We start from the raw sequence: 26682 nt of genomic DNA, 5'->3' as shown, positions 1-26682 counted from the left end.
TCACAGGTCCTGCGACAGGAGGGTCACCAGCTCCACCAGCTCTTCGCGGCTGAGGTTGCGGCGCAGCGCCTTGGCCGCGTTCTCCGGGCGCGAGACCGGCACGCTGATCGTGCGGGGGCGGAAGCCCGCCTGCACCATGGCCGCGTTCGTGCTCAGCTCGCCCGCCACGACCTTGCTGTGCAGCGCGGGCGCGTCCTCCCGCAGCCGCCGCAGCGCGGGCGTCTCCGGCGCCGCGACGCGGGCCTCATCCAGTTCCTCTGGCGTTTCCGGCTCCTCGGGCTGCGGCTGCCGCGCGGGGGTGGCCGCGAGCAACGCCTGGTCCAGTTGCGCGGCCACGTCGAGGTCGTCGGCCACCAGCGCCCGCACCAGCCCCGGCGTCACGCCGAGCCCGCGGGGCGGGTCGGCGGTGATGAACTCGACGAGGTCGCCGTGCTCCACGAGCTCGCCGCCCGGCCCGGTGAACTCCCGCCACGCCTCGGCGTCCAGCAGGGCGCGTACTCCGGTGGCCGCGCGCGCCAGCGTGGGACGCGCCTCCCCGATGACCGCCGACACCTCGGCCACGATCCGCCCGTGCTCCGTCACGTCTTCCCCCGCCTCCGATCGACCGGGCACCAGGGTACCGAGCCACCAGGGCGGACGCCGCGCTAGTCGTCCCGCACGTCGAAGGTGTTCCGCAGGTGCGCGGTGACGGCCGCGAGATCCATCGGCTGGGCACGGAAGCCCACGTACCCGTCCGGGCGGATGAGGTACGCGGCGCTGCGCCCGGCCGCGTACCGGTCGCGGAAGGCGCCCGTGGCGTCCCGGAGCACCCGCGCTCCCCGCTCGGGCGGCGGGACGCCGGGAGCCAGCACGACGTAGACGCGGACCAGACCGGCCAGGGTCTCGGCGTCGTCCAGGCCGGTCGCCGCGTCCGCGTAAAGGATCAGCGTGTGGCCGGGCCCCTGGAGCAGGTCGAACAGCCGTACCGGGAAGCCGAGCCCCTCCTGCGTCAGCCCCTGCACGTCCGGCGCGCGCTCACCCGGCCGGGGACCACCGACGCCGGGCGGGTACTGCCCCTCGCCGGACAACGGGCTGCCGGGGTAGGCGACCAGGAGCTGGCCCTCCCGGGCGAGCTGGGTCGCGTCGGCGTCGCCGAGTGACTGGGTGCGGGCGTAGCGGACCGTCCGGCTCACCACCTCCTCCCCCACCGGTCGCCGTTCGGCGCCGTACGTGCTCAGCAGCCCGGGAGCGGCCTCGCCGCGCAACGCCAGGGCGAGCTTCCAGGCCAGGTTGTACGCGTCCTGCATGCCGGTGTTCGCGCCCTGGGCGCCGGTCGGCGGATGGATGTGGGCGGCGTCGCCGCAGACGAACGCCCGGCCCGCGCCGTAGCGGTCGGCGAGGCGGTGGCTGATGCCGAACAGCGACGACCAGCGCAGATTGCCCATCGCCGGTTTCCCGGGTACGAGCCGGTCGACGACCTCCTGGAGCTGGGCGAGGCTCGGGCCGGGACGGTCGGTGACGATCCCGTGCCCGGCCCCGTCGTCCCCGCGCAGTTCCGCCGGTGCGAGCATCGACAGCCGGTAGCGGTTGTGGCCGGGCAGCGGGACGCAGACCAGCAGGTCCCGCCCGCCGTCCGGTGCTTCGGCGAGCAAGCGCAGCGCGTAGCCGGCGGGCATGGACCAGTCCACCTCGACGTCGCCGAGCATGTACTCCTCGGGGAAGCGGTCGCCCTCGAAGGCCAGGCCCAGGCCGTGCCGTACCGCGCTGTGGGCGCCGTCGCAGCCGACCAGGTAGCCGGCGCGGACGGTCCGCTCCGGCCCGCCGGGCAGCGCGAGGGTGGCGCTCACCCCGTCGGCGTCCTGGGTGAAGCTCCGCAGCTCGACGCCCCGCTCCACCTCGGTGCCCAGGCGGGCCAGGTGCTCGGTCAGGATGCGCTCGACCTCGTACTGCGGCAGGGCCAGGAAGCCGTAGGTGCCGTCGGGCACCCGGAGCTCGTAGGGGTCCCCGGCCACGCCGTCGGTGAACTGCAGCTGACCCCGCAGCCACACCCCCGCCGCGATCGCCTCGCGGACGACGCCCATCTGTTCCCAGACCTCGAGCGTACGCGGCTGGATCCCGACGGCCTTCGCCCAGCCCGTGGGCCGGGGCAGGCTGTCGATGACGCGGCAGGCCGCGCCGTGGCGGCGCAGTTCGGCCGCCATGGTCAGCCCCACCGGCCCCGCGCCCACCACCAGGGCGTATGTCGTCGATTCCATGTCGTCCCCCCACTCCATTGAACGCCCAGCCGCCGGCCGGACCGGGAGGGACCCCCGGGTGGCCGGTCAGCCGGACTCGGCGAGCAGGTGCACGATCCCGGCCGGGTTCTTGATCCAGTGGGTCCTCGTGGTGAGGTTCTCCAGCGGTTCCACCTCGTCGCACGGGTGGATGCCGGTCTCGGCCAGTTCGGCCGTCGCGGCGTCCATGTCGTCGGTGTGGAGCTGCAGCCACAGGTCGGGCCGGCTGTAGTTGTCGACGCGGTCCAGCCACAGCGTGTTGGGGCCGAACTTCACCGAATGGGTCCTGGAGACGGTCGGGGCGTAGCCGACGTCCTCCTCCTTGACCTCGAAGCCCAGGGTGTCGCGGTAGAAGGCCACGGTGGCCTCGTACTGCGCCTTGGGGATCTTCATCGCGATGTTCAGTCCAGCGGTGTACGCGGTCATGATTCCTCCATATCGAGAGCGTCTTCCAGTGCGGACAGCCGGTCGTCCCAGCGGTGGGCGAGCATGGCCAGCCACACCTGGGCGGCGCGGATCGGTGCGGGTTCCAGGCGGTAGGGGTGGCGGCGGCCGGTGGGTTCCGCGGCGCTGATCAGGCCCGCTTCGGCGAGCAGGCCGAGGTGCTTGGCCACGGCCTGGCGGCTGATCGGCAGCCGCCGGGCCAGATCGGTGACGGTGGCCGGACCCGCGCGGGCCAGCTCCTCCAGCAGCGCCCGCCGAGTCGGATCGGTCAGCGCCGCGAACACCGCCACGGCCTGAGCCTCCGCCTCAGGCGGCGGCATCGAGGTAACTCTCCAGGTCGGCCAGCTCGGCGTCCCAGCCCTGGGTGTTGGCCTGGCGGGCGGTGCGGGCCACGCCGGCGTCGGCGGCCTTGGCGAACCCGCTCTCCACCAGCCGCAGCCGGGTGCCGCCCGGCACCTCGTCCAGGGTGAACTCGACCGTTGTCAGCAGCGCGTCCACCCCCTCGATCGCCCAGGTGAAGGCGAACCGGTGCGGCGCTTCGACGACCGTGACCGTGGCGAGCGACTCCTGGCCGAGGTCGTCCCAGCGGAAGTACGCGCGCCCCCCGGGCCGCAGGTCGATCTCGGCCACCGAGCCGAACCACCGGGACAGTCCCTCCGCGGTGGTCAGCGCGGCCCAGACCCGGTCGGCGGAATGCCGCAGCACCACCTCACGTTCGATCGTGTTCGTCACCATGCATGGCAACCTACAGGTTGCGATAGAGGTTCACAAGTCAGCGAATAGGCGAAAACCACCGACGCGAGGACGTACGCCCCGCTGCGACCTTGAAGTCATGCACGGCACCGGACTCCACCGAACCGCCGCCTGGGCGCCCCTGGCCGCACTGGCCACCGCCCAGTTCCTCGTGGTTCTCAGCACCTCGATCGTGAACGTCGCCCTCCCGCAGATCCGCACCGGCCTCGCCATGTCGCCGGCCGGCCTGACCTGGGTGATCAACGCGTATGTGCTGGTCTTCGGCGCGATCCTGCTGCCGGGCGGCCGGCTCGGCGACGTGTACGGGCTGCGCCGCGTCTTCCTCACCGGCGCCACCCTGTTCGCCCTGGCCGGCCTGGCCGCCGCCCTGGCCACGGGACCGGCGATGCTGATCGCCGCGCGGGTCGCGCAGGGCCTCGGCGCCGCGCTCCTCGCGCCGGCCGCGCTCGCCCTGGTGCTGCGCCTGTTCCCGGACGGGAAGAGCCGCGGGACGGCGCTCGGGGTGTGGGGCGCGGTCTCCGGCGCGGGCGGCGCGGCGGGCGTGCTGCTGAGCGGCCTGCTCACCGATCTGTACGGCTGGCGCGCCGTCTTCGCCGTCCTGGTCCCCTTCGCCCTGGCGGTCATCGCGGCCACCTGGCGGCTGGTACCCGCCGACACCCCGCGCGGCGGCACCCTCGACCTGCCCGGCACGACGACGCTCGTCGCCGCCCTGCTCATGCTCACCTACGGCCTGACCAGCCTGTGGCCCGCGGCGCTTGCCGGTCTGGCGCTGCTGGCGGTGTTCGTGGTGATCCAGCGCCGCTCGCCCCACCCGCTGCTGCCCGCGCGGATGGCCGTGGTCGCCCGGCCCAACCTGCTGATGGCGCTGCTCGGCGCGGTCTGGCTGGGCCTGTTCTACTTCCTGCCCCTCTACCAGCAGCGGGACCTGGGCTACACGCCGCTGGAAGCCGGGCTGTCCCAGCTCCCCCTGGCCCTGATGATCACCATCGCGTCCTGGGCGGCCGGGAGGATCCGCGGCCGCGCGGTCCTGCCCGCCGGCCTGCTGCTGCTCGCCGCGGGCCTGGCCTGGCTCGGGCTCACCGGCGCGCTGATCGCGCCGTCGCTGCTCATCGGCGCCGGGCTCGGCGTGGCCTTCGTCCGCCTGACCGCCTGGGCCTCGGCCGGGGTCCCGGCCGAGGACAGCGGCCTGGCCGGCGGGCTGGTCAACGCCACCCGGCAGGTCGGCGGCGCCGTGGGCCTGTCCGCGCTGACCCTCCTTCCGTCGTACGGCGGGGCCTTCCTCGCCTGCGCCGCCCTGACCCTGCTCATCACGATCGTCTCGATTGGAAAGGCACCCTGATGAACGACCTCGCCAAGCCGTACCTGACCGGGCACTACTCGCCGGTCGCCGACGAGATCACCGCCCACGAGCTGACCGTGCGCGGCACGCTGCCGCCCGAGCTCAACGGCCGCTACTTCCGCAACGGCCACAACCCGAAGCCCGGGGTGACGCCCACCCACTGGTTCAAGGGCGCGGGCATGATCCACGGCATCCGGCTGGCCGGTGGCAGGGCCGAGTGGTACCGCAACCGGTGGGTGCGCACGCCGTACCTGGAAGGAGTGCCCTTCCACGGCACGGAGCTGGAGGTCTCCGCGGCGGCCACCAGCATCATCTTCCACGGCGGGCGCTACCTGGCCCTGCAGGAGGCCAACCTGCCCTGGGAGGTGAGCGCCGAGCTGGACACCGTCGGCGTGTACGACTTCGGCGGGAAGCTCACCAGCGCCATGACCGCCCACCCGAAGGAGGACCCGGTCACCGGGGAGCTGCACTTCTTCAGCTACAGCCCCTTCCCGCCGTACCTGACCTACCACGTCGCCGACGCCTCCGGGCAGATCGTGCGGACCCAGGCGATCGAGGGGGCGGGGCCGTCGCTGATGCACGACTTCGCGATCACCGCGCAGCACGCGGTGTTCATGTGCTCGCCGGTCGTCTTCGACCACGCCGAGCAGTCGGGCATCCCCTATCGCTGGCACGACGACGTGCCGTTCCGGATCGGCGTCATGCCGCGCGAGTCGGACCGGGTGACCTGGTTCGAGGTCGAGCAGAGCACGCTACTGCACGTCAGCAACTCCTACGTGGACGCCCGCGGGCGCGTGGTGCTCGAAGGGCCGCGCTTCGACCGCGCCGGGTGGGAGTCGTCGTGGAAGTGGTGGGTGGGCGCGCCCGCGTACGGCCCGAGCCCGCTGGCCGGCGCGACCCTGCACCGCTGGATCCTCGACCCGGCCACCGGCAAGGCCGCCGAGGAGCCCCTGGACAGCCTGAACGTCGAGTTCCCCGCCATCAACGACGCCCACACCGGCATCGCCAACCGCTACAGCTACGCCATCGCCTTCCCCGGCGCGGGCCTGTCCGGCTACCACACCGTCAAGTTCGACACCGCGACCGGCGGGCAGCGGTTGTTCTCCCACGGCGAGGGCCGCATGCCCGGCGAGGCCGTCTTCGTGCCCGCCGCCGGCAGCAACAACGAGGACGACGGCTACCTGCTCACCGTCGTCAGCGACCTCAAGGCCGGCGCGTCCGAGCTGCTCGTCCTGGACGCCGCCGAGCTGACCACGGTCGCCGCCGTCGAGCTCCCCCACCGGGTGCCGTCGGGCATCCACGGACACTGGATCGAGGACACCAAGTGATCACCGCCATCGACTTCGGCGCCCCCGTCGTCGTCCGCCTCGCCACCGTGATCGAGGCTCCGCTGGAGCGCGTCTGGCGCCTGCACACCGACGTGAACGGCTGGCCCGCCTGGCAGAGGGACATCACCAGCTCCTCCGCCCACACCCCGCTGGTCGCCGGCGCGGTCTTCCACTGGAGCACCTTCGGCCTCGACATCACCTCCACCGTGCACGTGGCCGAGCCGCGGGCCCGTATTCTGTGGGGCGGCCCCGCCCACGGCATCGACGGGCTGCACCTGTGGACCTTCCGTGAGGAGGGCGGCGCCGTACACGTGCACACCGAGGAGTCGTGGGACGGCGCGGCGATCCGCGCGGACGTGGCGGGCATGCGCGCCGCGCTCGAAGGGTCGCTGACCGCCTGGCTGCGCCACCTGAAGGAGGAGGCGGAGAAGGCCCCCTAGAGTGTCTGCCCATGGACATGGTGCTCGGGCGCGACGCCGAGATGGCGCGGCTCACCGCTCTGCTCGATGCCGCACGGCAGGGGCGGGGCGGCGCCCTCGTCGTCAAGGGAGAGCCGGGCATCGGCAAGAGCGTGCTGCTACGGCAGGCGGGGCAGGCCGCGGACGGATTCCTCGTCATCCGGGCCACGGGCGCGCAGTTCGAGATGGAGCTGCCCTTCGCCGCGCTCCATCAGCTGTGCGCGCCGCTCCTGGACCACCTCGGCGACCTGGCCCCGCCGCAGCGCACGGCCCTCGAAGGGGCGTTCGGGCTGAACTCCGGCACGCCGGAGCCCCTGATGGTCGGCCTGGGCGCCCTGGGACTGCTGCTGGCGGCGCTGCGCGAGCGGCCGGTGCTGTGCGTCGTGGACGACGCCCAATGGCTCGACCACGCCTCCGCCCACACGCTGGCCTTCCTGGCCCGCCGGATCGGGACCGAACGCATCGCCATGATCTTCGGCGTCCGCGAGCCGGGACCGGCCGCGCTGGCGGACCTGCCCGAGCTGGGGCTGCGCGGCCTGAGCGAAGCCGAGGCGCGCGCCCTGCTCGATCAGGCCGTCCACGCGCCGCTGGACGAGCGGGTCCGCGACCGCATCCTGTCCGAATCCAGGGGCAACCCGCTCGCGCTGCTCGAACTGCCGAGAACCGCGGGACTGGGCGGCATGGCGGGCGGCTTCGACGTCCCGGCCGTGATCGAACAGAGCTACCTGACCCGCCTGCGGGCCCTGCCGGAGCCGGCCAGAACCCTGCTCACCGTGGCGGCGGCCGAGCCGGTGGGCGACGCGGGACTGCTGTGGCGGGCCGCCGGGCGGCTGGGCATCACCGCCGACACCGCCGCGCGGACCGGCGGGCTGGCCGACTTCGGCACCCGGATCCGCTTCAGCCACCCGCTGGCCCGCTCCGCCGTCTACGGCGCCGCCACCGCCGGTGAACGCCGCCGGGCGCACGCGGCCCTGGCGGAAGCCACCGACCCAGCGGCCGAGCCCGACCGGCGCGCCTGGCACCGCGCCCAGGCCGCCCCCGGCCCGAACGAGGAGGTCGCCGCCGAACTCGACGCCTCCGCCGCCCGCGCGCAGGCCCGTGGCGGCATCGCCGCGGCGGCGGCCTTCCTGGAACGCTCGGCCGCGCTGACCACCGACCCCGCGGCGCGCGCCGAACGGGTGCTGGCCGCCGCCCGCGCCAAGCTCGCGGCCGGCGCGTTCGAGGTCGCCGCCGACCTGCTCACCAGCGTGCAGAGCGACGACCCGCGCTTCGACGTGCTCCGCGGCCGCCTGTCCTTCGCCCGCTACCGGGGCGGCGACGACCCTGCCGCCTACCTCCTGCGGGCCGCCCGCGCCCTGGCGGAGACCGACCCGGCCCGCTCGCGGGCCTGCTACCTGGACGCGATGGAGATGGGCGTGTTCACCGGCGAGCTGGCCGCCATCGTGGAGGCCGCCAGGTCCGCGCCGCCCGGCACCGGGACCGGCACCGACACCGTGCTCGACGGCCTGGTCACGCTCGTCACCCGGGGCCACGCCCCGGCCGCCGGGCCGCTGCGGCCGATCGTGCGCCGGCTCGACGACGAGGTCTGGGCGAGCCGCCCCTCCCTCGGCTACATGATCGCCGCCGAGCTGTGGGACATCGAGGTGATGCGCGGTACGGCCGAGCGGGTCGTGGCCACGGGACGCGAGTCCGGCGCCTTCCACCTCGTGCCGATCGGCCTGGCGATGCTGGCCACCGTCCGCGCGCACGAGGGCGCGTTCGGCCCCGCGGCCGAGATGATCTCGGAGGAGGAGGCCATCGCCTCGGCGACCGGGGCCGCTCCCCTGGTCTACCCGCGCCTGCACCTGGCCGCCCTGCGCGGACGGCGTGAGGAGGCCATGGCGCTGTTCGCGGACGTGCCGCCGAGGATGAGCCTCAGCGCGCAGTGGGCCGCGGCCGTCCTGCACAACAGCCTGGCCGACTACCCCGCCGCGCTGGTGGCGGCCCGGGCCGCCACCGCCAGCGGCGACCTGGGCGTGTCCGGTCTGGCCCTGCCCGAGCTGATCGAGGCCGCGGTGCGCTCCGGCCGCCCCGAGCCGGCCGCCGGAGCCCTGCGCGAGCTGACCGTGCGCGCCCGCGCCGCCGGTACCGCCTGGGCCCTGGGCGTCGAGGCGTACTGCCGCGCCCTCGTCACCGGCGAAGAGGACGGCTACCGGGAGGCCGTCGAGCACCTGCGCGACAGCCCGACGGCCATCCACCGGGGCCGGGCCCACCTGCTGTACGGGGAGTGGCTGCGCCGGGAGGGACGGCGCCGGGACGCGCGGGCACAACTCCGGCAGGCCCATGAGCAGTTGTCCGAGCTGGGCGCGGAGGCCTTCGCCAAGCGGGCGGCCGGCGAGCTGCGCGGCACCGGTGAGCAGGCGCGCAGCCGTACCGCGGCGGAGGGCGAGCAGCTCACCCTGCAGGAGGTGCACATCGCGCGGCTCGTGGCCGAGGGCGCGACCTCCAAGGACGTCGCCGCCACGCTCTTCCTCAGCCCGCGCACCATCGACGCCCACCTGCGCAACATCTTCCGCAAGCTCGGGCTCACCTCGCGCAGGCAGCTTCGGGATCTGCCCGAGATCCACTAGCGCGATGGACGCGTACGGCGGCGCGTGCCTAACGTCGGTGGCATGGTTCCCGAATCAGCCCGCCACCTCATCCGCTACAGCGGCCAGGCCGCGTTCACACCGGAGCTCATCGCCCGCGCGCGGGGCACCTCGGTGTTCACCGAGAGCGGCCACGAGCTGCTCGACTTCACCTCCGGCCAGATGAGCGCGATCCTCGGGCACTCCCACCCGGCGATCGTCGCGACGGTGCGCGAGCAGATCGGCCTGCTCGACCACCTGCACAGCGGCATGCTCAGCCGCCCCGTCGTCGACCTCGCCCGCCGGCTCGCGGAGTCGCTGCCCGATCCGCTGGAGAAGGCGCTGCTGCTGACCACCGGAGCCGAGGCCAACGAGGCCGCGGTACGGATGGCGAAGCTCGTCACCGGCCGGCATGAGATCGTGTCGTTCGCCCGGTCCTGGCACGGGATGACGATGGCCGCCGCGAACGCCACCTACAGCGCCGGCCGCAAGGGGTACGGGCCCGCCGCGCCGGGCAACTTCGCGCTGCCCGTTCCCGACCGCTTCCGTCCCGGCGTCGTCGACGCCGGCGGCGCGCTCGACTGGCGCCGCCAGCTCGACCTGGGCTTCGACCTGATCGACGCCCAGTCGGTCGGCAGCCTGGCCGCGTGCCTGGTCGAGCCGATCCTCAGCTCGGGCGGCGTCATCGAACTGCCGCCCGGCTATCTCGCCGCGCTGGCGGGCAAGTGCCGGGAACGCGGCATGCTGCTGATCCTGGACGAGGCGCAGACGGGGCTGTGCCGTACCGGGGACTGGTACGCCTTTCAGCACGACGGCGTGGTGCCCGACATCCTCACGCTGTCCAAGACGCTCGGCGCCGGGCTGCCGCTGGCGGCCGTGCTGACCAGCGCGGAGATCGAGCGGCGGGCGCACGAACGCGGGTACCTGTTCTTCACCACCCACGTCAGCGATCCGCTGCCCGCCGCGGTCGGCAACACCGTCCTGGACGTCCTGGAGCGCGACCACCTCGACAAGCGGGCGGCCGAGCTCGGCGCGCTGCTGCGGGGCCGGCTCGACGCGATCGCCGCCCGCCACGAGGTGGTCGGGGACGTGCGCGGGCGCGGGTTGCTGCTGGGGGTGGAGCTGGCCGGAGACGAGGTACTGGGCGCGGGCGGCGCCGACCGGCTGGGCGCGGAGGTCACCCGGCGCTGCTTCGAGCTCGGGCTGCACATGAACATCGTGCAGTTGCCCGGCATGGGCGGCATCTTCAGGATCGCGCCGCCGCTGACCGCGAGCGACGAGGAGATCACCCGCGGCGCCGCCATCCTCGACCAGGCCCTCGCCGAGGCCCGCCTATGACGGGCGGCTGATGGACATGCGCATGCGGGTGTAGTCGAAGGTGACGGCGTACGGCTTGAAGAACTCGTGGGTGAAGTTCGCGATCATGTCGAAGCCGAACTGCGCCGACTGGCCGGGGCCGGGCAGTCCCGGGAAGACCTTCTCGGCGGCCTTGCCGCGCACGTCGCGCCGGACCGCGCGGCCCAGGCCGGCCCGCTCCGCGGTGAGCGGGTAGGTCTTGATGCCGAACCGCTCGCTCGGGTTGTCGTAGTCCACCGTGAGGCCGTACTGCTCCGCGATCGCCACCGTGGTGTCCAGGGCACTGCCGATGCCGCCGGTGTCGATGCTGACCATCCTGGGCGGGTGGTCGCCGAGGCTGCCCACCGAGCACGGGAAGTGGTCCCCCGCCAGCCACAGCGGCAGGCGGGCGATCTCGTCGCGCGCGGCGCCGGGCGTGCGCCGCAGCAGCAGGGCCTTGCCCGCGTAGTCCATGGTGGTCAGGAAGTGGTAGAAGATCGTGGTGCCGAACGCGCCCGCCGCCTGCGAGCCGTCGGGCAGGGGCGGCCGTTGCGCGTCGTTCCACTGCACGGGGATGTTGCGGATCTCGATGTCTCCGACCCTGAAGGAGTCGAGGACGCCGAAGTGGAGCACGACGGGATGGGCGTCCACGACCCCGCCCTCGACGGTGGCCAGCGCGCGCAGCCCGGCCCGTTCCGCCTCCTCCATCGACAGGTCCAGCGTCGCGTAGGTGTCGAGGTAGAACTTCTGCGGCCTGCCGCCGTTGACGGTGGCCTCGACGGAGGGGACGGGATCGAGGGTGTGGAAGGGCACGCGGGTGCTCCGGGCGCCGGAGATCGTCCAGGGCGTGCCCTCGATGTGGGAGTAGACCTTGGCGAACGCCGCGTCGCGCGGGCGGCCGGTACGGCGCAGCAGCGGGACCGCGCGGGCCGGCTGGTCCTGGCGGACGAAGCACTCCGCCAGGCGCTGGGTGGAGGCGATGTCGCCCGGAGCCAGCGCGATGGCCTTGCCCAGGTGCGCCTGCGCGGTGCCGAACCGGTTGGACAGCAGCGCGATGTAGCCGATCTGCGCGTGGGCGCGGGCGGCGCGCGGGTCCTCGCGCAGTTGGCGGCGGTAGCCGCGTTCGGCGTCGGCGAACCTGCCCTGTTTGAACAACTGGTCGGGGTCCTCGGTGCCGGCCTCGGCCGCGAGGGGCAGGGCCGTACTCGCTCCGGCGGCAGCGGCGAGGGCCGCCGCTCCCTTCAGGAACGTGCGCCGGTCGGCATGGTGGAGGGTCATGTGTCCTGCCTCGTGTCGGGTGCGGATCGATCAAGGCCACACAACAGAGGCGGCGGTTAAACTCAGATAAGGGCGTCCCACCAGGAGAGCACCCGCGTCCCTGACAGGGTCAGCCACTTCGACGGCTTCCCCACCGGCGCGTCCACCTCGAACCACACCCGCCCCGGATACCGCCACGCCTGCTCCCAGGTGCCGTCCGGGCGCCGGGCGGACCGGATGAGCTCGATCGCCTCCGCCATCCGCGGGTCCGGCTTCGTACCGTCGAACAGCGCGGCCTCGCGGAAGTACTCGGCCGCGTTGAGCACGGTGTACTGCCACCGGACGGGGTACGCGAACCGCCCCGCCCACGGCCCGACCGGCTCACCGGTGGACAGGCGGCGGAAGAGGCCGCGCCGCAGCAGGTACTCCTCGCCGGAGCGCCGGGCGGCGCGGGTCTCGTCCGTGCCGCCGGTCGCCACGTCGTAGGCGAGCAGCCCCTTGAGCGAGTTGAGCGTCGAGTGGAACGACGAGCGCGTCGAGCCGTTGACCCACTCGCAGTTCCAGCCGCCGTCCGGCAGCCGGTGCTCAAGGAACCACTCGGCGATGCCGGTGACGTCGGCGCCGAGCCAGACGCCGTTCCCGGCCGTCCAGGCGTTGATGCAGCAGTCCACCTCGCCGCCCCAGTAGGGCAGGCCGTCGTACTCCCACCGGCAGTTCTCGGCGAGCAGTTCCGCGGTACGGCGTTCGCGCAGGACGGCCGGATCCATCCCCCATTCCCGCAGCGTGGTGAGCGTCCAGGTGGTCGCCGTCCAGGGCTGCCCGTCTTCTTTCTCAGGTTCCTTCGGGAAGAACGCGCCGCCCGCCCACTGGCCGTCCGGGTCCTGGAGGGCGAGCAGCCGGGCGCCGAAGCCCTCGGCCGCGATCCGCGCCCGCGTCGCCTCCCACACCCGCGGCGGCTCCCCGGCCAGATCGCGCTCGACCTGCCAGCGCAGCGCCGGATCGGAGTCACGCAGCCATGCGATCAGGTCCATGGAGCCGACCCTATCCAGGCGCGTGCCCGGGTCAGAGAGTCGTGCTGAGGAACATGGGGAACTGGAAGCAGTTCGGTCCGATGAGCCGCTGGACCGAGGAGATTGTGTCGCCGAACTGCCACCACCGGTGGTGCAGGTCGCTGATGCTCTGGCCGGGCAGCACGCAGTAGGCGCGGCCGCCGTTGTTGTCGTGCTGGTAGACGACCCAGGCCGAGTTGCCGGTGACCCGCAGGGAGCTGGCCCGGTCGTCGCTGCCGGTCGGTGAGAGGTTGCCGTTGGTCTCGCTGAAGGTCCAGTTCAGCCCGCCCAGGGACTGGTTCTGGCCGAGGATGAGGGTCCCGACCGATGCCTGCGCGGGCACGGAGCCCGTCAGCGCGGCCACGGTCGCCGCCGCGGCCAGGATCGCCGGCAGGTGCTTGCGCATGAGGTGCCTCCTCTGAGAGTGAATGTCATCAGAGGGGCGTGACATCCCGTTCCACCGTGGAACACCGCCGTCAGTCGCCGTCCTCCGGGTACTGGAAGACGTCGTCGAGCTTGACGCCCAGCGCGCGAGCGATCTTGAAGGCCATCTCCAGCGAGGGCGAGTAGCGGCCCTGCTCGATGGCGATGACGGTCTGCCTGGTCACGCCGACCCGCTCGGCCAGGTCCGCCTGCGTCATCTCGCCCCTGGCGAAGCGCAGCGCGCGGATCGAGTTCGTCACCCTGGTGGGCTTGACCATGCTCAGAAACCCCTGCGGTAGGCGACGATCCGGGCGATCGCCGAGGCGAGGGCCGACAGCACGAACGCCAGGTAAAGGGCGTTGGCGATCCAGAAGTGCGCGGCGCCGGCCAGGGTCAGCGCGAACACGCCGACGACGCCGGCGGCCAGCACGTAGTACTCGGCCCGCTGGCCGTACCGGCGGATGGAGGCGTCGCGCTCGTCCTTCAGGCCCGCCTCCCTCGGCGCGGCGATCGCGGTGGCGATCGACGCCACGATGTTCGCGAGTACGGCGACGCCGATGGCGGTGAGCAGGGCCGGGATGTAGGTGATCCGGGTGACGTCCGCGCCGGGCAGCTGCCGGAGGACGATGGTGAAGTAGACGACGGGGATCGCGAGCGCGACCGCCGCGTACGCCCACACCCGTTTCTCCTCGGTGGACATGACACTCCTCCATGTAAAGAAAAGCCGACATCGCCAAGGTAAAGCACCTTGGACATGATGTCAAAGATTCTTAACATGGATCAGGCGGGCCGCCGGCGTTTGGTGAAGATCTCGATGAGGTGGCGGACGGCGATGCCGGACTCGGTGGGGTAGCGGAAGTGCCGGTCGGGGTTGAGCGTGTAGATGTTGCGGCGGCCGACTCTTTCGCGGCCGAGGTAACCGGCTTCGTGCAGGTCGTTGACGACGCCCTGGACCGTGCGCTCGGTGATGCCGATGGTGGCGGCGATGTCGCGCAGCCTCACCTCGGGATCGCGGGCGATCTCCAGCAGGACCCGGGCGTGGTGGGTGAGGAAGGTCCAGCCGGGCGGGCTTTCACCCTGAGGTTCGGGCACGGCGTTCACTCTCTCGTCCCTCACGTGACGACTGTTATAGGAACATCGTATACTGAAACATCTTTCCTGTATTGTCATTCACCCATAGAGTAGAGTGACGCCGTTTGAGCAGGGTTTCTGTCCGGGAGATCACCGAGGTCGTGATGACGCCGTTGTCCTTGATGACCGTCAGCATGCTGCGTGGCACGCTGATCACCGTCACCGGCGAGCTGGACGCCGGCAACGTCGCGCAGCTGGCGGACTACGTCGCCGAACGCCACACCGAGCCGGGGCTGCCGCTGGTCCTCGACCTGAGCGGGCTGACCTTCATGGACAGCACCGGCCTGAGCCTGCTCCTGCATCTGAGAGCCGGCTCCGGCCAGCACGGCGGCAGTCTCCACCTGGCCACCGTGCAGCCCCGGCCCGCCCGCATCCTGGAGGTCACCGGCGCGTACCGCCAGTTCAACATCCACCCCACCCTCGAAACAGCACTCCAAGCCTCCGGCCTGACCACCGCCGACCCCTCCTCGGCCGACATCGCCTGACACGCGGCAGGGGCCCGCCGGTTGCCTCACACCCGCCATCGGCCGACATCACATGACATGCGGCGCGCAACGCGTCACGGGCACGAGCCGGTCACCGCGGACCCGCCATCGCCCGACATCACGTGACATGCGGTGCGCAACGCGTCACGGGCACGAGCCGGTCACCGCGGACCCGTCACCGGGTGACATCGTGTGCCTTTTGAGCAGGGGCTCGCCGCGGTCCCATGGCTGCAGTTGTCCGTGCTTCTCCGCGCGCTGCCTGGCCAGGCCGGACAGTGCCTCCAGCACGACGCGGCTGCCGAGCATGGCCGTCACGTCGGCGTGATCATGGGCGGGGGCGACCTCGACCACCTCGACGCCGGCGATCGGCAGCTCGTAGGACAGGCGCCGCACCGCGTCCAGCAGTTCGCGGGAGGTCAGGCCGCCCGGCTCCGGGGTGCCCGTTCCCGGTGCCATGCCCGGATCGACGACGTCGATGTCCACCGACAGATACACGGCGTCGCACTCGTCCAGCGCGATCTCGGCCGCCTCGCTCAGGCATTCGGCCAGGCCGCGCTCGACGATCTCGGTCATCTCGTACGAGCGCATCCCCTGGTCGGCCATCCAGCGCAACGTCTCCGGCCCCGGCCAGTAGCCGCGCAGCCCGATCTGCAGAAACCGGTCGCCCCTGGCCGCGCCCGACTCGATGAGCCGGCGCATGGGCTGGCCGTGCCCGATGAGCGTGCCGTAGGAGCTGTCGCCGGTGTCGGCGTGCGCGTCGAAGTGCAGGACCGACACCCTGCCCCACCCGGCCGCGCGGGCGACGCCGGTGATGTTGGGCAGCGCGATCGAATGGTCGCCGCCGATCACGAGCGGGATCTTGCCGGCCGCCGCGACCGTGTGAACCGCCTGCTCCAGGGCGGCGTGCGCCGCATAGGCGTCACCGCCCAACATCATGACGTCACCGGCGTCCTTCACCCGCAGGTCCAGCAGGCCGTCCACGCCGAGGGCGAGCGACGGGCGGACGCCGTCGTGTTCGAGGTAGCAGGCCTGCCGGATGGCGCCGGGGCCGAAGCGGGCGCCCGCGCGGTAGGAGGTTCCTCCGTCGTACGGCGCGCCCAGGATGACCACCTCTGCCTCCTCCCAGGAGGCCGGATCGTCCAGGTCGCAGGCGGGGACGCCGAGGAAGGTGAGATCAGGACCGTACATAGCGCCGAATCGGGTCATGGCCGCATCCTCACAGCGACCGGTCCTGATCCGGAACGCCCCGCTTTTCTGCACCACCTCCATAGGCTCTATGCAGCTCGGTCCAGACCCGGTCCACGACGGCGGGGCATGGCCCGGCGGGGGTGACGAACTGGATCCCGCGCGCGCCCACGTCCTGGAGCACCGGGCGGGAGACCACGTCGTACCCCTGCTCGAAGGCGAGCTCGGGCACCAGCGCCACCGCACCCCCGGCGCCGACGAAGCCGTGGATCACGCTGTAGTTGTCGGCGCGCAGCGCGATGCGGGGACGGAAGCCGAGGGACTGGCAGGTCGCGTAGAGGGTCTGGTCGCTCGGGTCGTAGGAGCCGCTGGAGATGATCCACCCCTCGCCGGCCAGCAACCCGAGATCGACAGGCCCTTCACCGGCGGCCAGGGCATGCCCCCTGGGCAGGAGCAGCCGGTAGGGATCGTCCATCAAAGTCCGCACCCGCAGATCCGCCCCATAACGCCCCCTCGCTCCCGCCCCACCCTTCACCCGCACGCCACCACGCGCCTTCACCCCCGACCCGAAGCCAGGCTCAGGCTCCACCCCCGAGTCGCCACCGGGCGCCACACCCGAGCCCAGCCCCGACCCGAGCCCGTGCTCCACACCCGACCCGAGGCCAGACGCCACCCCCGACCCGAGCCCGTGCTCCACACCCGAACCGTGGGCAGGCTTCACACCCGGGCTGTGGCCGTGCTCCGCCCCCGAGCCGAGGCTGTGGTCCATCCCCGAGCCGTGGCCGTACTTCGCGGCGGCGACGTGGCCGGCCTTGGTGGCCGCGACGTCGTAGATCAGGGCGCAGTGCAGCGACCTGGCCCGGAGCCGGGTGAGGAGGTCGAGGGGCTCGGCCTCGGTGAGTTCGATCCGGACGTCGCTGCCCTGGGTGGCGCGTCGCAGCGGGCCGGGCAGCAGCTTGGTCGCCGCCGTGGTGAACGCGCCGACCCGCAGCGTGGACACGCCGTGGGCCAGGCGCGCCGCCACGTCCGACTCCACGGTCTCGATCCGCTCCAGCACGTCCGCCGCGTGCTCAAGCACCATCGCCCCGATGTCGGTCAGGACGGCGCCCGTGGGGCCGCGTTCGACCAGCCGGGCGCCGAGGTGGGCCTCCAGCGCGTCGAGGTGGTAGCTGATCGTGGGCTGGCCGTAGTGGAGCCGGCGGGCCGCCCCGGCCAGCGAGCCGCTGACCGCGATCGCCCTCAGCACGTGGAACTGGCGTAGATCCATCATCCATACATGCTATGGAGGGTAGGTGGTCAGCTCGCCGTACGCGGACAGGGTCTTGGCCAGATCGCCCCCTTTGCCGCGCAGCGTGGCGTCCAGGAACGCGGTGGTGACCGCCGAGGTGAGCCGCGGGCCGGCGGTGCGCCCGGCGGAGCCGATCAGCGAGGGCAGCGGCGGCAGGTACAGGGGCGCGTCGGTAAAGGTCAGGTGGGCCGAGCCGGGGACGGTGAGCCGGTAGCTCGCCGCCTCGCTGAGGTCCAGCACCCGCGTGAGGCGGGAGAGGTAGTCCTGCTCCTCCCCCGGCCCGATGTCGTGCGTCAGTGCGAGCACGGGCTGACGGAACGGCCGGGCGACGGGGTCGCGCGGGTAGCCGTCCAGCACGATGACCGCGGCGAACCGCGCGTCCTGCCGGGCGGCCTGCAGCGCGGCGGCCCCGCCGAGGGAGTGACCGGTCGCCGCGGCCCGTTCCAGGTCGAGCCGCCCGGTCAGCGGGCCCTGGATCTCGCCGCTGTGCATCCGGCCGAGCTGCGTGAGCACGAAGCTGAGGTCGCCCGCGCGGACCGCCGTCCATCCGGCCGCCCGCCGCTCGTCCTCCGCGTCGTCACCGGTGGCCGCCAGCCGCGTACGTACGGCCCTGCCGTCGTCGAGCACGACCACGGCCGAGTCGTACGGATGGTCGACCCCCGCCACCACGTACCCGCGACTGGCCAGATCCTCGGCCCAGGCCGTGTTCTGGGTACGCACCCCGCCAAGCCCCGGCGAGAAGAGCACCACGGGAAACCGCTCGCTCCCGCCCGCCACCGGAGCCTCCGGGGCCGAACGCGCATGGGCACGCGCGACTTCGTCCAGCATGAACCCGGGCACCCCGAGATAGTCCGCGGCGCCCCCGGCCACGATCCGCGCCTCCTCCGCCGTGCGGCCGAGGTAGCGGCTCTGCCGGGCGCCCGTGGAGTCACCGGAGGGGTACCAGAGCTGGACGACGACCGTCCGCTGGTCACCCGCCTTGGCGGTGGCGGTTTCGTCCCTGTCGGCGTCGGTCCACTGCACCACGGTGGTCCCGGCCGCGTACGCCCCCGGCGGCCGGGGAAACACCGGCAGCGGCAACGCCCACGACGCCCCCGTACCCGCCACGACCAGGCCAAGCCCGGCCACCGCCCCCGGCAGCGCCGCCCACCATCGGGCCCTGCGCACCGGCCGCCCCGTCCGCCCTCTCATCAGCACGAACACCGCGAAAGCCAGCGCCACTCCGCCGGCGGCGAGCACCGGGACGAGCTGCCAGCGCACACCGGACACGACCAGCACCACCGCGCACACGGCGAAGACGGCCCCGGCCGCCGTCGCGACCGGCCGCCGCGCGGGAGGCGGGAGCCAGCGGGCCAGCACCAGTGCCACGGTGGCCAGTACGGCAAGGATCTCCAGGGGAGACAGCCCGAGAATCGTCACCCGCCCATTCTTCGGATCACCGCCGCGCCGGGCATCAGCTCTACGTCCAGACCTGCGTGCTCCCCTGGTAGGACCTCGTACGCCTCTGTCCGACCAGAGTCTGATGCCAACTAGTTGGAAAAGTGGGTACGATGCGACTAGTTGGCATAGGAGGGCATATGGCCGGAAAGATGATCGAAGGGCCGGACGGCCGGTACATCGTGGGCACGGTGAAGATCGGGGAGAAGGGGCAGATCGTCATCCCGAAGGACGCGCGGGACCTGCTCGACCTTCAGCCGGGTGACACCCTGCTCGTGCTCGTGGACCGCAAGCAGGGCATCGCGCTGGTCGACAACGAGAGATTCCGCAACTTCGCCGGCGGCGTGCTGGCCGCACAAGAAACCGCACAAGAAGCCGTACAAGAAACCGCACACGAGGCCGCGCAAGAAGCCGTGCAGGACGAGGAGCCGGAGAGATGACCGGCTACCGCAACCCGTTCGAAGGGCAAGGAGAGCCGTTGCCGCCCGCGCTGGCGCGGGCCGGGTTCCGGCAGGAGTTCGCCACGTTCGACGGCACGGTCATCAGCTATGTCCGCGGGCCGGAGGCCGGGGTGCCGCTTCTGCTCGTCCCCGGCCAGATGAGCCTGTGGAGCAGCTACCGCCGCGTCATGCCGGAGCTTTCACGGCGCTTCACGGTCTTCGCCGTCGATGTCCGGGGCCATGGAAACTCCTCCTGGACACCCGGCGACTACTCCTGGGACTCCGCGGGCAACGACCTGGCCCGCCTGCTGCGCGAGGTCATCGGCCGGCCGGCGATCGTCAGCGGGAACTCCTCCGGCGGCGTCCTTGCTCTGTGGTGCGCGAGCCGTACCCCGGAAGAGGTCGCGGCGATCGTGCTGGAGGACCCGCCGATCTTCTCCGCCGAGATGCCGCGCTTCCGCGACCGGGACCGGTGGGTCTACGGCAGTCTCGCGCACGCCGTCAGCGTGCTCGGCGACCTCGACCCGCGGCGGGTCGCCGGCATCTACCGCCAGGAGATCCCCGTCTCGGAGACCAGGTCCGTGCGGATGCCGGACCGGCTCGTCGGCCTGCTGGACCGGCTGGTGGCCCGGCATCGGCGGCGGCACCCCGGACGCCCCGCGAGCCTGGGCGTCCGGTGGCTGCCACGGTCGCTTGAGGAGATGGTGCGGGCGGCGTCGATGTTCGATCCCGACTTCGCCCAGGCCTTCCTCGACGGCCGCTTCTACGGCGACTTCTCCCACGAGGCCGCACTCCGCGCGACGTCCTGCCCCGTCCTGCTGCTGCACGCCAACTGGAACCGCTACGAGAACCACGGGCTGGTCGGCGCGATGGACGACGACGACGCGCGGAGGGTACGCGAGCTCGCGCCGCAGACCGTCTACCGGCGGATCGACGCCAGGCACGTGATCCACGGCGACAAGCCGGACGCGTTCACCGCCGCGCTGACCGATTTCGCGGCAAGGCTTCCCAGCAGAAGCGGTTAGGTTGGGTACCGGCGCGCGCCTTGACGGGTGGCAGAGGGGTCGTGGGTTGCACCTTCCGTAGCGGCATGTGATCCGGTGGACCTACGTCCCACTGAGGAAGGCTCCTGCTCATGTACTCGTCCTTCATCCCGCCGCGCCAGGTCAAGATCGGTGACGCGGCGGCCTTCGCCGGCACGACACCGCGGGCGATCCGTCATTACCACGAGATCGGCCTGCTCCCCGAGCCCGCGCGCGGCGGCGACGATCGCCGCCGCTACGGCTACGACGACATGATCCGGCTGTTGTGGATCCGCAGGATGGCCGATGCCGGGATCGCCCTGGACGACATCCGTGCCGCCTTCGCCGACACGACTTCCGAAGGCGGCGACGACGGCATCGCGAGCGTCCTGGAACGGCTGGAGGAAACCCTCGTCACCCAGGAAGCGGAACTGCGCCGGCAACGGACCGCCGTGGGACGCATGCGCACCGAGGGCAGCAGGATGGGCCTGCTCTCCGACTTCGTCGCCGACCGCCTCAAGAGCCTGCCCGAGGGCTCCCTGCGCCAGGCGGACCTGGACAGCCTGCTGGTCACCGAGCGGATCTTCGGCCCACTCGGCGCGGCCGTCCAGGCCACCCGTTTCATCGCCCTGGCCACCCACCCGGATCTGCGGGAGGACTCCGACCGGGTGGATGCCGCCGAGGAGGCACTCGATGACACGATCGCCGTCGACGACCCCCGGGTGGCCCGGGTGGCCGCAGAACGGCACGCCTTCGAAAGGGTGCTGCACGCCGTCATCGAGGACTCCAGCCTGGCGGAGAGCGACGACGCGCTCTGGGATTCCCGTGACGCCCCTGATGAGGCGGAGCAAGGGTCCATGAGCGCGTTCGAAGCCACCGGCAAGGTGCCCTACGACCTCTCCCCAGCCCGCCTGCGCTGCATGGAACTGGCCGAAGGGCTCGCCGCCCAGGAGGAGAACACGGCCTAAACGCCCCGGGCGATCACCGCGGCGACGGCGAGACCCGCGATCGCCAGCACGCCGCTCGTGACGAACGGGTCGGCGAGGCCGGGAGCGACCCCGAGGCCGATGTACACGGTGATGCCGGTCGAGCCGCCGAGCTGATCGGCCGCGCGCTGCACGCCGGAAGCCACGCCCGCGTCGTTCTCGCCCACCCCGGCCACCGCGGCGTACTGCAGCCCGACGAGCCCGAAGCCCATCCCGGCGGCGATCAGCACCATCGCCGGGACCATCGCGAGCGCGCCCGCTCCGGCGCCCACGACGAGCGCGATGGCCGCCATCCCGAGCGCGGTGCACCCGATCCCCGCGACGGCGCTGCCCCGGGCGCCCCACCGGCCGAGCAGCCGCGGCACGAACGTCGCGGCGGCGACCAGGGCCACCGCGAGCGGCACCAGCGTGAGCCCGGCCGTCAGCGGGCTGAGCTTCAGCCGGTCCTGCAGGTAGTAGGTGAACAGCAGAAACGAGGTGGACAGGGCGGCGCTGAGCAGCGCGGTCGCGAGGTTGGCCCTGACCCGCGCCCGGTCGCGGAAGAACCCGGCGGGGATGAGCGGATTGCCCGCGCGGCGTTCGACCGCGACGAACAGCACCCCGGCGAGCACCGCCCCCGCCAGCGCCACGGGCGGCAGCCAAGCGAGGCCGGTGTCTCCGGCGACGCCGAACGCGAACAGCAGCGGCGCCGCGGTCAGCAGCAGAGCTCCGGGCAGGTCGAGCGGGACCCGCCGTCCCGGCCGGTCGGCCGGGACGAGCAGGAGCGTGGCGATGAGCACGAACAGGATGAACGGCACCGCCACGAGGAAGACCCAGCGCCACCCGAGCAGCTGCGTGATCACGCCGGAGAGCACGAACCCGAGCACGAGACCGGTGCTCGCGACCGCGGCCCACACGCCCAGCGCCCGGGACCGGCGCGGCCCCTCGGGGAACATGAGGACGATCACCGCCATGGCCGCGGGCAGGGCGAGCGCCTCACCGGCGCCCTGCAGGAGCCTCGCCACCACGAGCAGGGCGAAGGACGGGGCGAGGCCGGCGAGCAGCGACGCGGCCCCGAACAGGGCCGTGCCGCCGAGCAGGACGCGCCGCCTGCCGAGCACGTCGCCGAGGCGGCCGCCGAACATCAGCAGGCCGCCGCCGGTGATCGTGTATCCGACGACCACCCACGTCAGCTGACGGGCGTCCGCGTGGAACTCGGCGCCGACGGACGGCAGCGCGATGTTGACCACGGTCACGTCGACCGCGATGAGGAACTGCAGCATGGACAGGCAGCCGAGGACCAGCCACGGCCGCACGGAAGAACGAAAAGGGGACGACACAAGAACGCTCCGGTGCGCGAGAGAGATTCGGGCGGCACGAAGCGACGGATCGTTCAGCGGAAAGTGAAGGAGGAACGCCCCGCCGCTAGCGGAGCGTCCTGGTCACGGCGGCGGCAGCCGCGGCAGAAGCGCCAGACATGCCGTGCATGCTACCAGGGGTCCCCCGGTACGGCCCGCCCCGCGAGCCCATGCGAAGCTCAGGAGAGCCGTCCCCACGGAGAGGAACTCGCGCATGGACATGCCACTGGCCACCGACCGTCTGCTCATCAGGGACTGGTCGGCCGACGACGCCGAGGCGGCCCTGGCGATCTACGGCTCCGCCGACGTCACCCGGTGGCTCACCCCGGCCATGCACCGCGTCGAGGACGTGGCGGGCATGCGATCCGTCCTGCAGGCCTGGCAGGAGGCGCAGCCCAACCTGCTCAAGCCGCGCGGCCGGTGGGCGGTCCAGCTCCGTGAGGGGGGCGAGGTGGTGGGCGGGCTGAGCATCCGGCTGCTCCCGCCGTACGAGGAGGACCTGGAGGTGAGCTGGCAGCTGGACCGCAGGGCGTGGGGCCACGGCTACGCCACCGAGGCCGCCCGCGCGCTCATCGCCTGGGCGTTCACCCAGGACGTGGACGAGTTGTTCGCCGTCGCCCGCCCGGCCAACCGGCGCGCCATCGCCACGGCCGAGCGTCTGGGCATGCAGTGGGTGGGCGAGACGTCCAAGTACTACGACCTCACCCTGCAGGCCTATCGCATCCGCCAGGGCGACCTGTCCGGCTAGAGCCCGATCATGGACCTGATGTTGAGGTGGTAGATCCGGTCGCGGGCGTCCGGGGAGAGGCCGAGCGAGCCGATCGCCTTGATCGTCTCGCGGATGTACATGGGCCCGCCTTCCGGGTCGAACGGGCAGTCGGTGGCGAACAGCACGTGCCCGGGACCGAAGAACTCGAGCCCGCACCGCATCCCGATCGCGGAACCCGACAACGCCGTGTCGGCGTAGAAGTTACGGAAGTACTCCAGGAGCCCCTTGGGCAACGTCTCGTCGAGCACCTCCCCCTCGGTGCGGCTGCCGAGCTGGTCGCTCCACCCCAGTCCGATCCTGCCCTCCAGGTAGGGGATCATCGCGCCCATGTGATGCGTGATGATCTTGATGCCCGGATGGCGTTCGAACAGGCCGGAGAAGACCAGCCGGGACATGGCCACACTCGTCTCGTACGGCCAGCCCAGCGCCCACCAGATCTCATACCGGGAGGCGTCCTCGGTGGCGTAGTCGGCGAAGGCGGCGCCGCGGGCCGGGTGCATCCAGATGGGCAGGTCGCGCCGGGCCATCTCGTCGAAGACGGGACGGAACGCCGGATCGTCCAGCGGCCGGCCGCTCACGTTGGTGAACACCTGCACGCCGCGGGCGCCGAGGTCGTCGATGGCGTACGCGAGCTCGGCCATGGCCGCGTCCGGGTTGTTCATCGGCAGGGAGGCGACGAAGGCGGGGAAGCGCTCCGGGTGCTCGCGGCACAACTCCAGCATCGACTCGTTGGCCAGCCTGGCCAGTTCGGACGAGTCACGCGGCCCGGCGAGCAGTTCGATCGGCGGCGAGGACAGCGTGAGGATCTGCTGGTAGCCGTCGCCGAACTCCTCCATCATCCGCAGCCGCGCCTCGACGTCGTGCAGCGCGGTCAGTTCCAGCCAGCGCTTGAGCGCGCCGGGGTCGACGGCGAGTTCGCGCATGCGCTCGAAGTAGGGCGCGGGCAGGATGTGGCTGTAGGCGTCGATCTTCATTGACTTCCTCTCGAGGTTTGCGGAACCCAGCCGGTCAGCCTGCGGTCCACGGCCTGGACCAGCCAGACCGCGCCCAGGGCGACGGCGATGATGACCAGCAGCACGGCCAGCACGCTCGCGCTGTCGAAGCGCCCTCCGGCCTCGGTGACGATGTGGCCGAGGCCGACCACGGCGATGAACATCTCGCCGTTGATCATGCCGGTCACGGCTCTGCCGACGCCGAGCCGTACCCCTGCCATGATCATTGGCGTCGCGGCGGGGAGCAGGACCCGCAGCAGGATCTGGCGCTCGCTCGCGCCGTAGGAGCGAGCCATCTCCACCAGGTCGGCGGACACCGTCTGGATGGCGGACGCGGTGTTGATGATGACGACGAACAGCGCGTACATGATCACGACGGCGATGATCGAGGCGCGCCCGTCTCCCAGCAGGGAGAAGAAGATCGGCGCGAAGACCAGCGCGGGGGCGGTGAGCAGGGCGTAGACGTACACGCCGAGGGCGGCCTCCACCTTGCGGTAGCGGCCCATCGCGACGCCCACGAGCAGCCCGGCGACCAGGGAGATCGCGAAGCCGATCAGCAGGTTGACCAGGCTGTCGGCGACGCTCCGGAAGATCTCGCCGTCCACCGCCATCTCCGCCAGGCGGGCGGCCACGGTGCTCAGCGGCGGGAAGAACGGCACACCCGACAGCCGGCCGATCAGTTCCCAGGCGACGGCCCCGGCGGCCAGGCTGACGAGGGCGGCGGGGATGCGGGTTCTCATCGTGCCGCCCGGTGCTCTTCGTGCATGTCGCGCAGCCGGTCCCAGAGGTAGGCGGTGATCTCGGCGTACTCGCCGGAGCGTTCGAGCGCGCCCACGTCGCGGGAACGCGGCCGCAGCAGCGGCACCGGCACGATCTCGGCGATCTGTCCCGGGCGGGCGCTCATCAGCACCACCCGGTCGCCGAGCAGCACCGCCTCCTCCATGCTGTGCGTGATGAACACGACGGTCAGCCGGCTTTCCTCCCAGATCGACAGGAGCTCCTCCTGCAACAGCCGCCTGGTCTGCTCGTCGACGGCGCCGAACGGCTCGTCCATCAACAGCACTCTCGGCTGTACGGCCAGCGCCCGCGCGATCCCCACCCGCTGCTGCATGCCACCGGACAGCTCGGCCGGACGCTTGGTCTCGAACCCGGCCAGCCCCACCATGGCGATCAGCGCACGGGCACGCTCCTCGCGCTCGGCCTTGCCGGCGCCGCGCAACTCCAGGCCGAAGGCGACGTTGTCCAGCACGGTCGCCCACGGCAGGAGGGCGAAGTTCTGGAAGACCATGCTGCGATCGGGGCCGGGGCCCCGCACCGGCGCGCCGTCGACGCGGATCTCCCCGGAGTCGGCGGGGACGAGCCCGGCGACCGCCTTCAGCAGCGTCGTCTTCCCGCAGCCGCTGGGGCCCAGCACGGTCAGGAACTCGTTCTCCGTCACGTCGAGATCGACGTCGCTCAACGCCTGTACCCGGCCGCCGTCCTGGCCGACGAAGCTCTTGCTCAGTCCACGGATCTCTATCATCAGACGCTCCTTCCGGTGAGCTTGCGTTCGCCCCAGCGGGCCACGGAGATCAGCAGGAGCGCCTCCGCCAGGATGATCACGATGGTCGCGTAGAGCTGCGGCGCCTTGAGCAGGCCCCGGTACTCGAGCATCAGCCCGCCGAGCGCGGTGGAGACCATGAGCAGCTCGACGAGCACCATCCCGGTGACCGCGCGGCCGATGCCGAGCCGGATGCCGGTCATGATCGCCGGCAGGGCGCCGGGCAGGAGGACGCGGGTCCAGATCCGCCGTTCGCTCGCACCGAAGCTGCGCGCCATCTCGATCAGCGACGGGTCGACCTGCCTGACGCCCGCGCGGCTGTTCACCACCACCATCACGATCGCGAAGATCGCGACGAGGATGACCCGTGCGGCCAGGCCGTACCCCACCGACATCCCGAGCAGGGGGATGATCGCGGCCATCGGCGTGACCAGCAGGATGTTGAGGTAGACGTCGGCGAAGCGTTCGAGCGACCGGAAGCGGCCGAGCACGATGCCCAGTGGCACGCCGATGCCGACCGCGACGGCGAAGCCGAGCACGAGCGCCTGGTTGCTGGCGTACAGCGCCTGCCACAGCTCGGCGCTGCCCAGCAGCTTCACGGCCGCCCCGACGGTCTCCGTGAAGGTGGGGATGAGCAGGCCGCCGCGCACGCGGGCGTAGACCTCCCAGCTCACCGCGAAGATCACGAACGTCAGCAGCTGGTACGGCAGAAGCCCCCGCCTGGTCACGCCGCCCTACCTTTCTGAGTAGGCACTCCCGTTACGCCAGGGGCTGAGCGCGCTGCTGAGCCTGGAGAGGCAAGATCGGGATGTGCGGGTGAGGCAGG

The 26682-nt window shown here is 72.2% G+C and carries 29 protein-coding genes; 10 read left to right on the top strand and 19 right to left on the bottom strand.

Annotation, left to right across the window (positions count from 1 at the left end; genetic code table 11):
* The 5 genes from ACFWYW_RS21435 to ACFWYW_RS21415 form a co-directional block, all read right to left on the bottom strand.
* Window positions 1-582: a hypothetical protein gene (locus ACFWYW_RS21435; protein ID WP_379623012.1), complete on the bottom strand. Its 582-nt coding sequence runs from the start codon at window positions 580-582 to the stop codon at window positions 1-3.
* Between the two features lie 62 nt (window positions 583-644).
* Window positions 645-2234 (bottom strand): FAD-dependent monooxygenase, encoded by a 1590-nt coding sequence (locus ACFWYW_RS21430; RefSeq protein WP_379623014.1) that lies wholly within the window; start codon window positions 2232-2234, stop codon window positions 645-647.
* A 66-nt stretch (window positions 2235-2300) separates the two neighbouring features.
* Entirely contained in the window at window positions 2301-2678 is a 378-nt protein-coding gene (locus tag ACFWYW_RS21425; RefSeq protein ID WP_379623016.1) for a VOC family protein, read from the bottom strand.
* The gene (locus tag ACFWYW_RS21420; RefSeq protein ID WP_379623018.1) at window positions 2675-3016 is read right to left on the bottom strand and encodes an ArsR/SmtB family transcription factor; all 342 of its coding nucleotides are present in this window, start codon (window positions 3014-3016) and stop codon (window positions 2675-2677) included. The genes ACFWYW_RS21425 and ACFWYW_RS21420 overlap by 4 nt, the downstream gene beginning before the upstream one ends.
* Window positions 3003-3431 (bottom strand): SRPBCC domain-containing protein, encoded by a 429-nt coding sequence (locus tag ACFWYW_RS21415; protein WP_379623021.1) that lies wholly within the window; start codon window positions 3429-3431, stop codon window positions 3003-3005. Before ACFWYW_RS21415 ends, ACFWYW_RS21420 begins: the two co-directional genes overlap by 14 nt.
* 97 nt (window positions 3432-3528) lie before the next feature.
* Between ACFWYW_RS21415 and ACFWYW_RS21410 the strand changes: the two genes are divergently transcribed.
* From ACFWYW_RS21410 to ACFWYW_RS21390, 5 genes are read left to right on the top strand one after another with little or no spacing between them, the layout of a single operon-like run.
* Entirely contained in the window at window positions 3529-4788 is a 1260-nt protein-coding gene (locus ACFWYW_RS21410; protein ID WP_379623023.1) for an MFS transporter, read from the top strand.
* Window positions 4788-6116, top strand: a complete 1329-nt coding sequence (locus tag ACFWYW_RS21405) for a carotenoid oxygenase family protein (protein WP_379623025.1) — start codon at window positions 4788-4790, stop codon at window positions 6114-6116. The genes ACFWYW_RS21410 and ACFWYW_RS21405 overlap by 1 nt, the downstream gene beginning before the upstream one ends.
* The gene (locus tag ACFWYW_RS21400; RefSeq protein WP_379623028.1) at window positions 6113-6556 is read left to right on the top strand and encodes an SRPBCC family protein; all 444 of its coding nucleotides are present in this window, start codon (window positions 6113-6115) and stop codon (window positions 6554-6556) included. Before ACFWYW_RS21405 ends, ACFWYW_RS21400 begins: the two co-directional genes overlap by 4 nt.
* Window positions 6557-6567: 11 nt before the next feature.
* Window positions 6568-9183 carry an ATP-binding protein gene (locus ACFWYW_RS21395; RefSeq protein WP_379623030.1) on the top strand — a complete coding sequence of 872 codons (2616 nt, stop codon included), beginning with the start codon at window positions 6568-6570 and terminating at the stop codon, window positions 9181-9183.
* Between the two features lie 42 nt (window positions 9184-9225).
* Entirely contained in the window at window positions 9226-10518 is a 1293-nt protein-coding gene (locus ACFWYW_RS21390) for an aspartate aminotransferase family protein (protein ID WP_379623032.1), read from the top strand.
* Here the strand turns inward: ACFWYW_RS21390 and ACFWYW_RS21385 are convergent.
* The 6 genes from ACFWYW_RS21385 to ACFWYW_RS21360 all read right to left on the bottom strand — a co-directional run bounded on the left by ACFWYW_RS21385 (window position 10513) and on the right by ACFWYW_RS21360 (window position 14360).
* A complete protein-coding gene (locus ACFWYW_RS21385) occupies window positions 10513-11793 on the bottom strand; it encodes an aspartyl protease family protein (protein WP_379623034.1) in 1281 nt (426 codons plus the stop codon). The genes ACFWYW_RS21390 and ACFWYW_RS21385 overlap by 6 nt on opposite strands.
* Before the next feature lie 62 nt (window positions 11794-11855).
* On the bottom strand, window positions 11856-12803 hold the full coding sequence (locus ACFWYW_RS21380) for a squalene cyclase (RefSeq protein WP_379623036.1): 948 nt from the start codon (window positions 12801-12803) through the stop codon (window positions 11856-11858).
* Between the two features lie 31 nt (window positions 12804-12834).
* Window positions 12835-13227, bottom strand: a complete 393-nt coding sequence (locus tag ACFWYW_RS21375; RefSeq protein ID WP_379623038.1) for a beta/gamma crystallin-related protein — start codon at window positions 13225-13227, stop codon at window positions 12835-12837.
* A 70-nt stretch (window positions 13228-13297) separates the two neighbouring features.
* The gene (locus tag ACFWYW_RS21370; protein ID WP_379623040.1) at window positions 13298-13522 is read right to left on the bottom strand and encodes a helix-turn-helix transcriptional regulator; all 225 of its coding nucleotides are present in this window, start codon (window positions 13520-13522) and stop codon (window positions 13298-13300) included.
* A 2-nt stretch (window positions 13523-13524) separates the two neighbouring features.
* A complete protein-coding gene (locus ACFWYW_RS21365; protein ID WP_379623042.1) occupies window positions 13525-13944 on the bottom strand; it encodes a hypothetical protein in 420 nt (139 codons plus the stop codon).
* Between the two features lie 80 nt (window positions 13945-14024).
* Entirely contained in the window at window positions 14025-14360 is a 336-nt protein-coding gene (locus ACFWYW_RS21360; protein ID WP_379623044.1) for a helix-turn-helix transcriptional regulator, read from the bottom strand.
* Window positions 14361-14440: 80 nt separating this feature from the next.
* Between ACFWYW_RS21360 and ACFWYW_RS21355 the strand changes: the two genes are divergently transcribed.
* The gene (locus ACFWYW_RS21355; RefSeq protein WP_379623046.1) at window positions 14441-14860 is read left to right on the top strand and encodes an STAS domain-containing protein; all 420 of its coding nucleotides are present in this window, start codon (window positions 14441-14443) and stop codon (window positions 14858-14860) included.
* A 144-nt stretch (window positions 14861-15004) separates the two neighbouring features.
* Here the strand turns inward: ACFWYW_RS21355 and speB are convergent, their stop codons facing one another.
* The 3 genes from speB to ACFWYW_RS21340 are packed head-to-tail and all read right to left on the bottom strand — an operon-like array spanning window position 15005 to window position 18752.
* Window positions 15005-16066, bottom strand: a complete 1062-nt coding sequence (gene speB, locus ACFWYW_RS21350) for an agmatinase (protein WP_379623048.1) — start codon at window positions 16064-16066, stop codon at window positions 15005-15007.
* A gap of 10 nt (window positions 16067-16076) precedes the next feature.
* Window positions 16077-17315, bottom strand: coding sequence for a LysR family transcriptional regulator (locus tag ACFWYW_RS21345; protein ID WP_379623050.1), 1239 nt, complete (start codon window positions 17313-17315; stop codon window positions 16077-16079).
* A 9-nt stretch (window positions 17316-17324) separates the two neighbouring features.
* A complete protein-coding gene (locus tag ACFWYW_RS21340) occupies window positions 17325-18752 on the bottom strand; it encodes a hypothetical protein (RefSeq protein ID WP_379623052.1) in 1428 nt (475 codons plus the stop codon).
* A gap of 158 nt (window positions 18753-18910) precedes the next feature.
* Between ACFWYW_RS21340 and ACFWYW_RS21335 the strand changes: the two genes are divergently transcribed.
* The 3 genes from ACFWYW_RS21335 (at window position 18911) to ACFWYW_RS21325 (ending at window position 21200) form a co-directional block, all read left to right on the top strand.
* Entirely contained in the window at window positions 18911-19210 is a 300-nt protein-coding gene (locus ACFWYW_RS21335) for an AbrB/MazE/SpoVT family DNA-binding domain-containing protein (RefSeq protein ID WP_379623054.1), read from the top strand.
* Complete coding sequence (locus ACFWYW_RS21330) at window positions 19207-20235, top strand: alpha/beta fold hydrolase (protein ID WP_379623056.1); 1029 nt, start codon at window positions 19207-19209, stop codon at window positions 20233-20235. Before ACFWYW_RS21335 ends, ACFWYW_RS21330 begins: the two co-directional genes overlap by 4 nt.
* A 110-nt stretch (window positions 20236-20345) precedes the next feature.
* Window positions 20346-21200 carry a MerR family transcriptional regulator gene (locus ACFWYW_RS21325; protein WP_379623058.1) on the top strand — a complete coding sequence of 285 codons (855 nt, stop codon included), beginning with the start codon at window positions 20346-20348 and terminating at the stop codon, window positions 21198-21200.
* Here the strand turns inward: ACFWYW_RS21325 and ACFWYW_RS21320 are convergent.
* Window positions 21197-22513 carry an MFS transporter gene (locus tag ACFWYW_RS21320; protein WP_379623060.1) on the bottom strand — a complete coding sequence of 439 codons (1317 nt, stop codon included), beginning with the start codon at window positions 22511-22513 and terminating at the stop codon, window positions 21197-21199. The two genes, ACFWYW_RS21325 and ACFWYW_RS21320, sit on opposite strands and share 4 nt — an antisense overlap.
* Before the next feature lie 256 nt (window positions 22514-22769).
* Here ACFWYW_RS21320 and ACFWYW_RS21315 point away from each other — a divergent pair, with 256 nt between their 5' ends.
* Complete coding sequence (locus ACFWYW_RS21315; protein WP_379623062.1) at window positions 22770-23303, top strand: GNAT family N-acetyltransferase; 534 nt, start codon at window positions 22770-22772, stop codon at window positions 23301-23303.
* Here the strand turns inward: ACFWYW_RS21315 and ACFWYW_RS21310 are convergent.
* From ACFWYW_RS21310 to ACFWYW_RS21295, 4 genes are read right to left on the bottom strand one after another with little or no spacing between them, the layout of a single operon-like run.
* Window positions 23300-24298 (bottom strand): amidohydrolase family protein, encoded by a 999-nt coding sequence (locus ACFWYW_RS21310; protein ID WP_379623064.1) that lies wholly within the window; start codon window positions 24296-24298, stop codon window positions 23300-23302. The two genes, ACFWYW_RS21315 and ACFWYW_RS21310, sit on opposite strands and share 4 nt — an antisense overlap.
* Window positions 24295-25056, bottom strand: a complete 762-nt coding sequence (locus ACFWYW_RS21305) for an ABC transporter permease (RefSeq protein ID WP_379623066.1) — start codon at window positions 25054-25056, stop codon at window positions 24295-24297. Before ACFWYW_RS21305 ends, ACFWYW_RS21310 begins: the two co-directional genes overlap by 4 nt.
* Entirely contained in the window at window positions 25053-25838 is a 786-nt protein-coding gene (locus ACFWYW_RS21300; protein WP_379623069.1) for an ABC transporter ATP-binding protein, read from the bottom strand. Before ACFWYW_RS21300 ends, ACFWYW_RS21305 begins: the two co-directional genes overlap by 4 nt.
* Window positions 25838-26584, bottom strand: coding sequence for an ABC transporter permease (locus tag ACFWYW_RS21295; protein WP_379623071.1), 747 nt, complete (start codon window positions 26582-26584; stop codon window positions 25838-25840). The genes ACFWYW_RS21300 and ACFWYW_RS21295 overlap by 1 nt, the downstream gene beginning before the upstream one ends.
* Between the last annotated feature and the right edge of the window lie 98 nt (window positions 26585-26682).

The sequence above is a fragment of the Nonomuraea sp. NPDC059023 genome, from assembly GCF_042740095.1.
Classification (GTDB): Bacteria; Actinomycetota; Actinomycetes; order Streptosporangiales; family Streptosporangiaceae; genus Nonomuraea.
Note: the sequence above shows the minus strand (reverse complement) of the source record. Positions and strands in the feature narration are given on the sequence as shown.

Excerpts from the sequence above, each read along its gene's own strand:
- ACFWYW_RS21430 (WP_379623014.1), bottom strand. The coding sequence starts at position 2,234 with ATGGAATCGACGACATACGCCCTGGTGGTGGGCGCGGGGCCGGTGGGG.
- ACFWYW_RS21425 (WP_379623016.1), bottom strand. The coding sequence starts at position 2,678 with ATGACCGCGTACACCGCTGGACTGAACATCGCGATGAAGATCCCCAAG.
- ACFWYW_RS21420 (WP_379623018.1), bottom strand. The coding sequence starts at position 3,016 with ATGCCGCCGCCTGAGGCGGAGGCTCAGGCCGTGGCGGTGTTCGCGGCG.
- ACFWYW_RS21415 (WP_379623021.1), bottom strand. The coding sequence starts at position 3,431 with ATGGTGACGAACACGATCGAACGTGAGGTGGTGCTGCGGCATTCCGCC.
- ACFWYW_RS21410 (WP_379623023.1), top strand. The coding sequence starts at position 3,529 with ATGCACGGCACCGGACTCCACCGAACCGCCGCCTGGGCGCCCCTGGCC.
- ACFWYW_RS21405 (WP_379623025.1), top strand. The coding sequence starts at position 4,788 with ATGAACGACCTCGCCAAGCCGTACCTGACCGGGCACTACTCGCCGGTC.
- ACFWYW_RS21395 (WP_379623030.1), top strand. The coding sequence starts at position 6,568 with ATGGACATGGTGCTCGGGCGCGACGCCGAGATGGCGCGGCTCACCGCT.
- ACFWYW_RS21390 (WP_379623032.1), top strand. The coding sequence starts at position 9,226 with ATGGTTCCCGAATCAGCCCGCCACCTCATCCGCTACAGCGGCCAGGCC.
- ACFWYW_RS21385 (WP_379623034.1), bottom strand. The coding sequence starts at position 11,793 with ATGACCCTCCACCATGCCGACCGGCGCACGTTCCTGAAGGGAGCGGCG.
- ACFWYW_RS21380 (WP_379623036.1), bottom strand. The coding sequence starts at position 12,803 with ATGGACCTGATCGCATGGCTGCGTGACTCCGATCCGGCGCTGCGCTGG.
- ACFWYW_RS21375 (WP_379623038.1), bottom strand. The coding sequence starts at position 13,227 with ATGCGCAAGCACCTGCCGGCGATCCTGGCCGCGGCGGCGACCGTGGCC.
- ACFWYW_RS21370 (WP_379623040.1), bottom strand. The coding sequence starts at position 13,522 with ATGGTCAAGCCCACCAGGGTGACGAACTCGATCCGCGCGCTGCGCTTC.
- ACFWYW_RS21365 (WP_379623042.1), bottom strand. The coding sequence starts at position 13,944 with ATGTCCACCGAGGAGAAACGGGTGTGGGCGTACGCGGCGGTCGCGCTC.
- speB (WP_379623048.1), bottom strand. The coding sequence starts at position 16,066 with ATGACCCGATTCGGCGCTATGTACGGTCCTGATCTCACCTTCCTCGGC.
- ACFWYW_RS21345 (WP_379623050.1), bottom strand. The coding sequence starts at position 17,315 with ATGATGGATCTACGCCAGTTCCACGTGCTGAGGGCGATCGCGGTCAGC.
- ACFWYW_RS21335 (WP_379623054.1), top strand. The coding sequence starts at position 18,911 with ATGGCCGGAAAGATGATCGAAGGGCCGGACGGCCGGTACATCGTGGGC.
- ACFWYW_RS21330 (WP_379623056.1), top strand. The coding sequence starts at position 19,207 with ATGACCGGCTACCGCAACCCGTTCGAAGGGCAAGGAGAGCCGTTGCCG.
- ACFWYW_RS21325 (WP_379623058.1), top strand. The coding sequence starts at position 20,346 with ATGTACTCGTCCTTCATCCCGCCGCGCCAGGTCAAGATCGGTGACGCG.
- ACFWYW_RS21315 (WP_379623062.1), top strand. The coding sequence starts at position 22,770 with ATGGACATGCCACTGGCCACCGACCGTCTGCTCATCAGGGACTGGTCG.
- ACFWYW_RS21310 (WP_379623064.1), bottom strand. The coding sequence starts at position 24,298 with ATGAAGATCGACGCCTACAGCCACATCCTGCCCGCGCCCTACTTCGAG.
- ACFWYW_RS21305 (WP_379623066.1), bottom strand. The coding sequence starts at position 25,056 with ATGAGAACCCGCATCCCCGCCGCCCTCGTCAGCCTGGCCGCCGGGGCC.
- ACFWYW_RS21300 (WP_379623069.1), bottom strand. The coding sequence starts at position 25,838 with ATGATAGAGATCCGTGGACTGAGCAAGAGCTTCGTCGGCCAGGACGGC.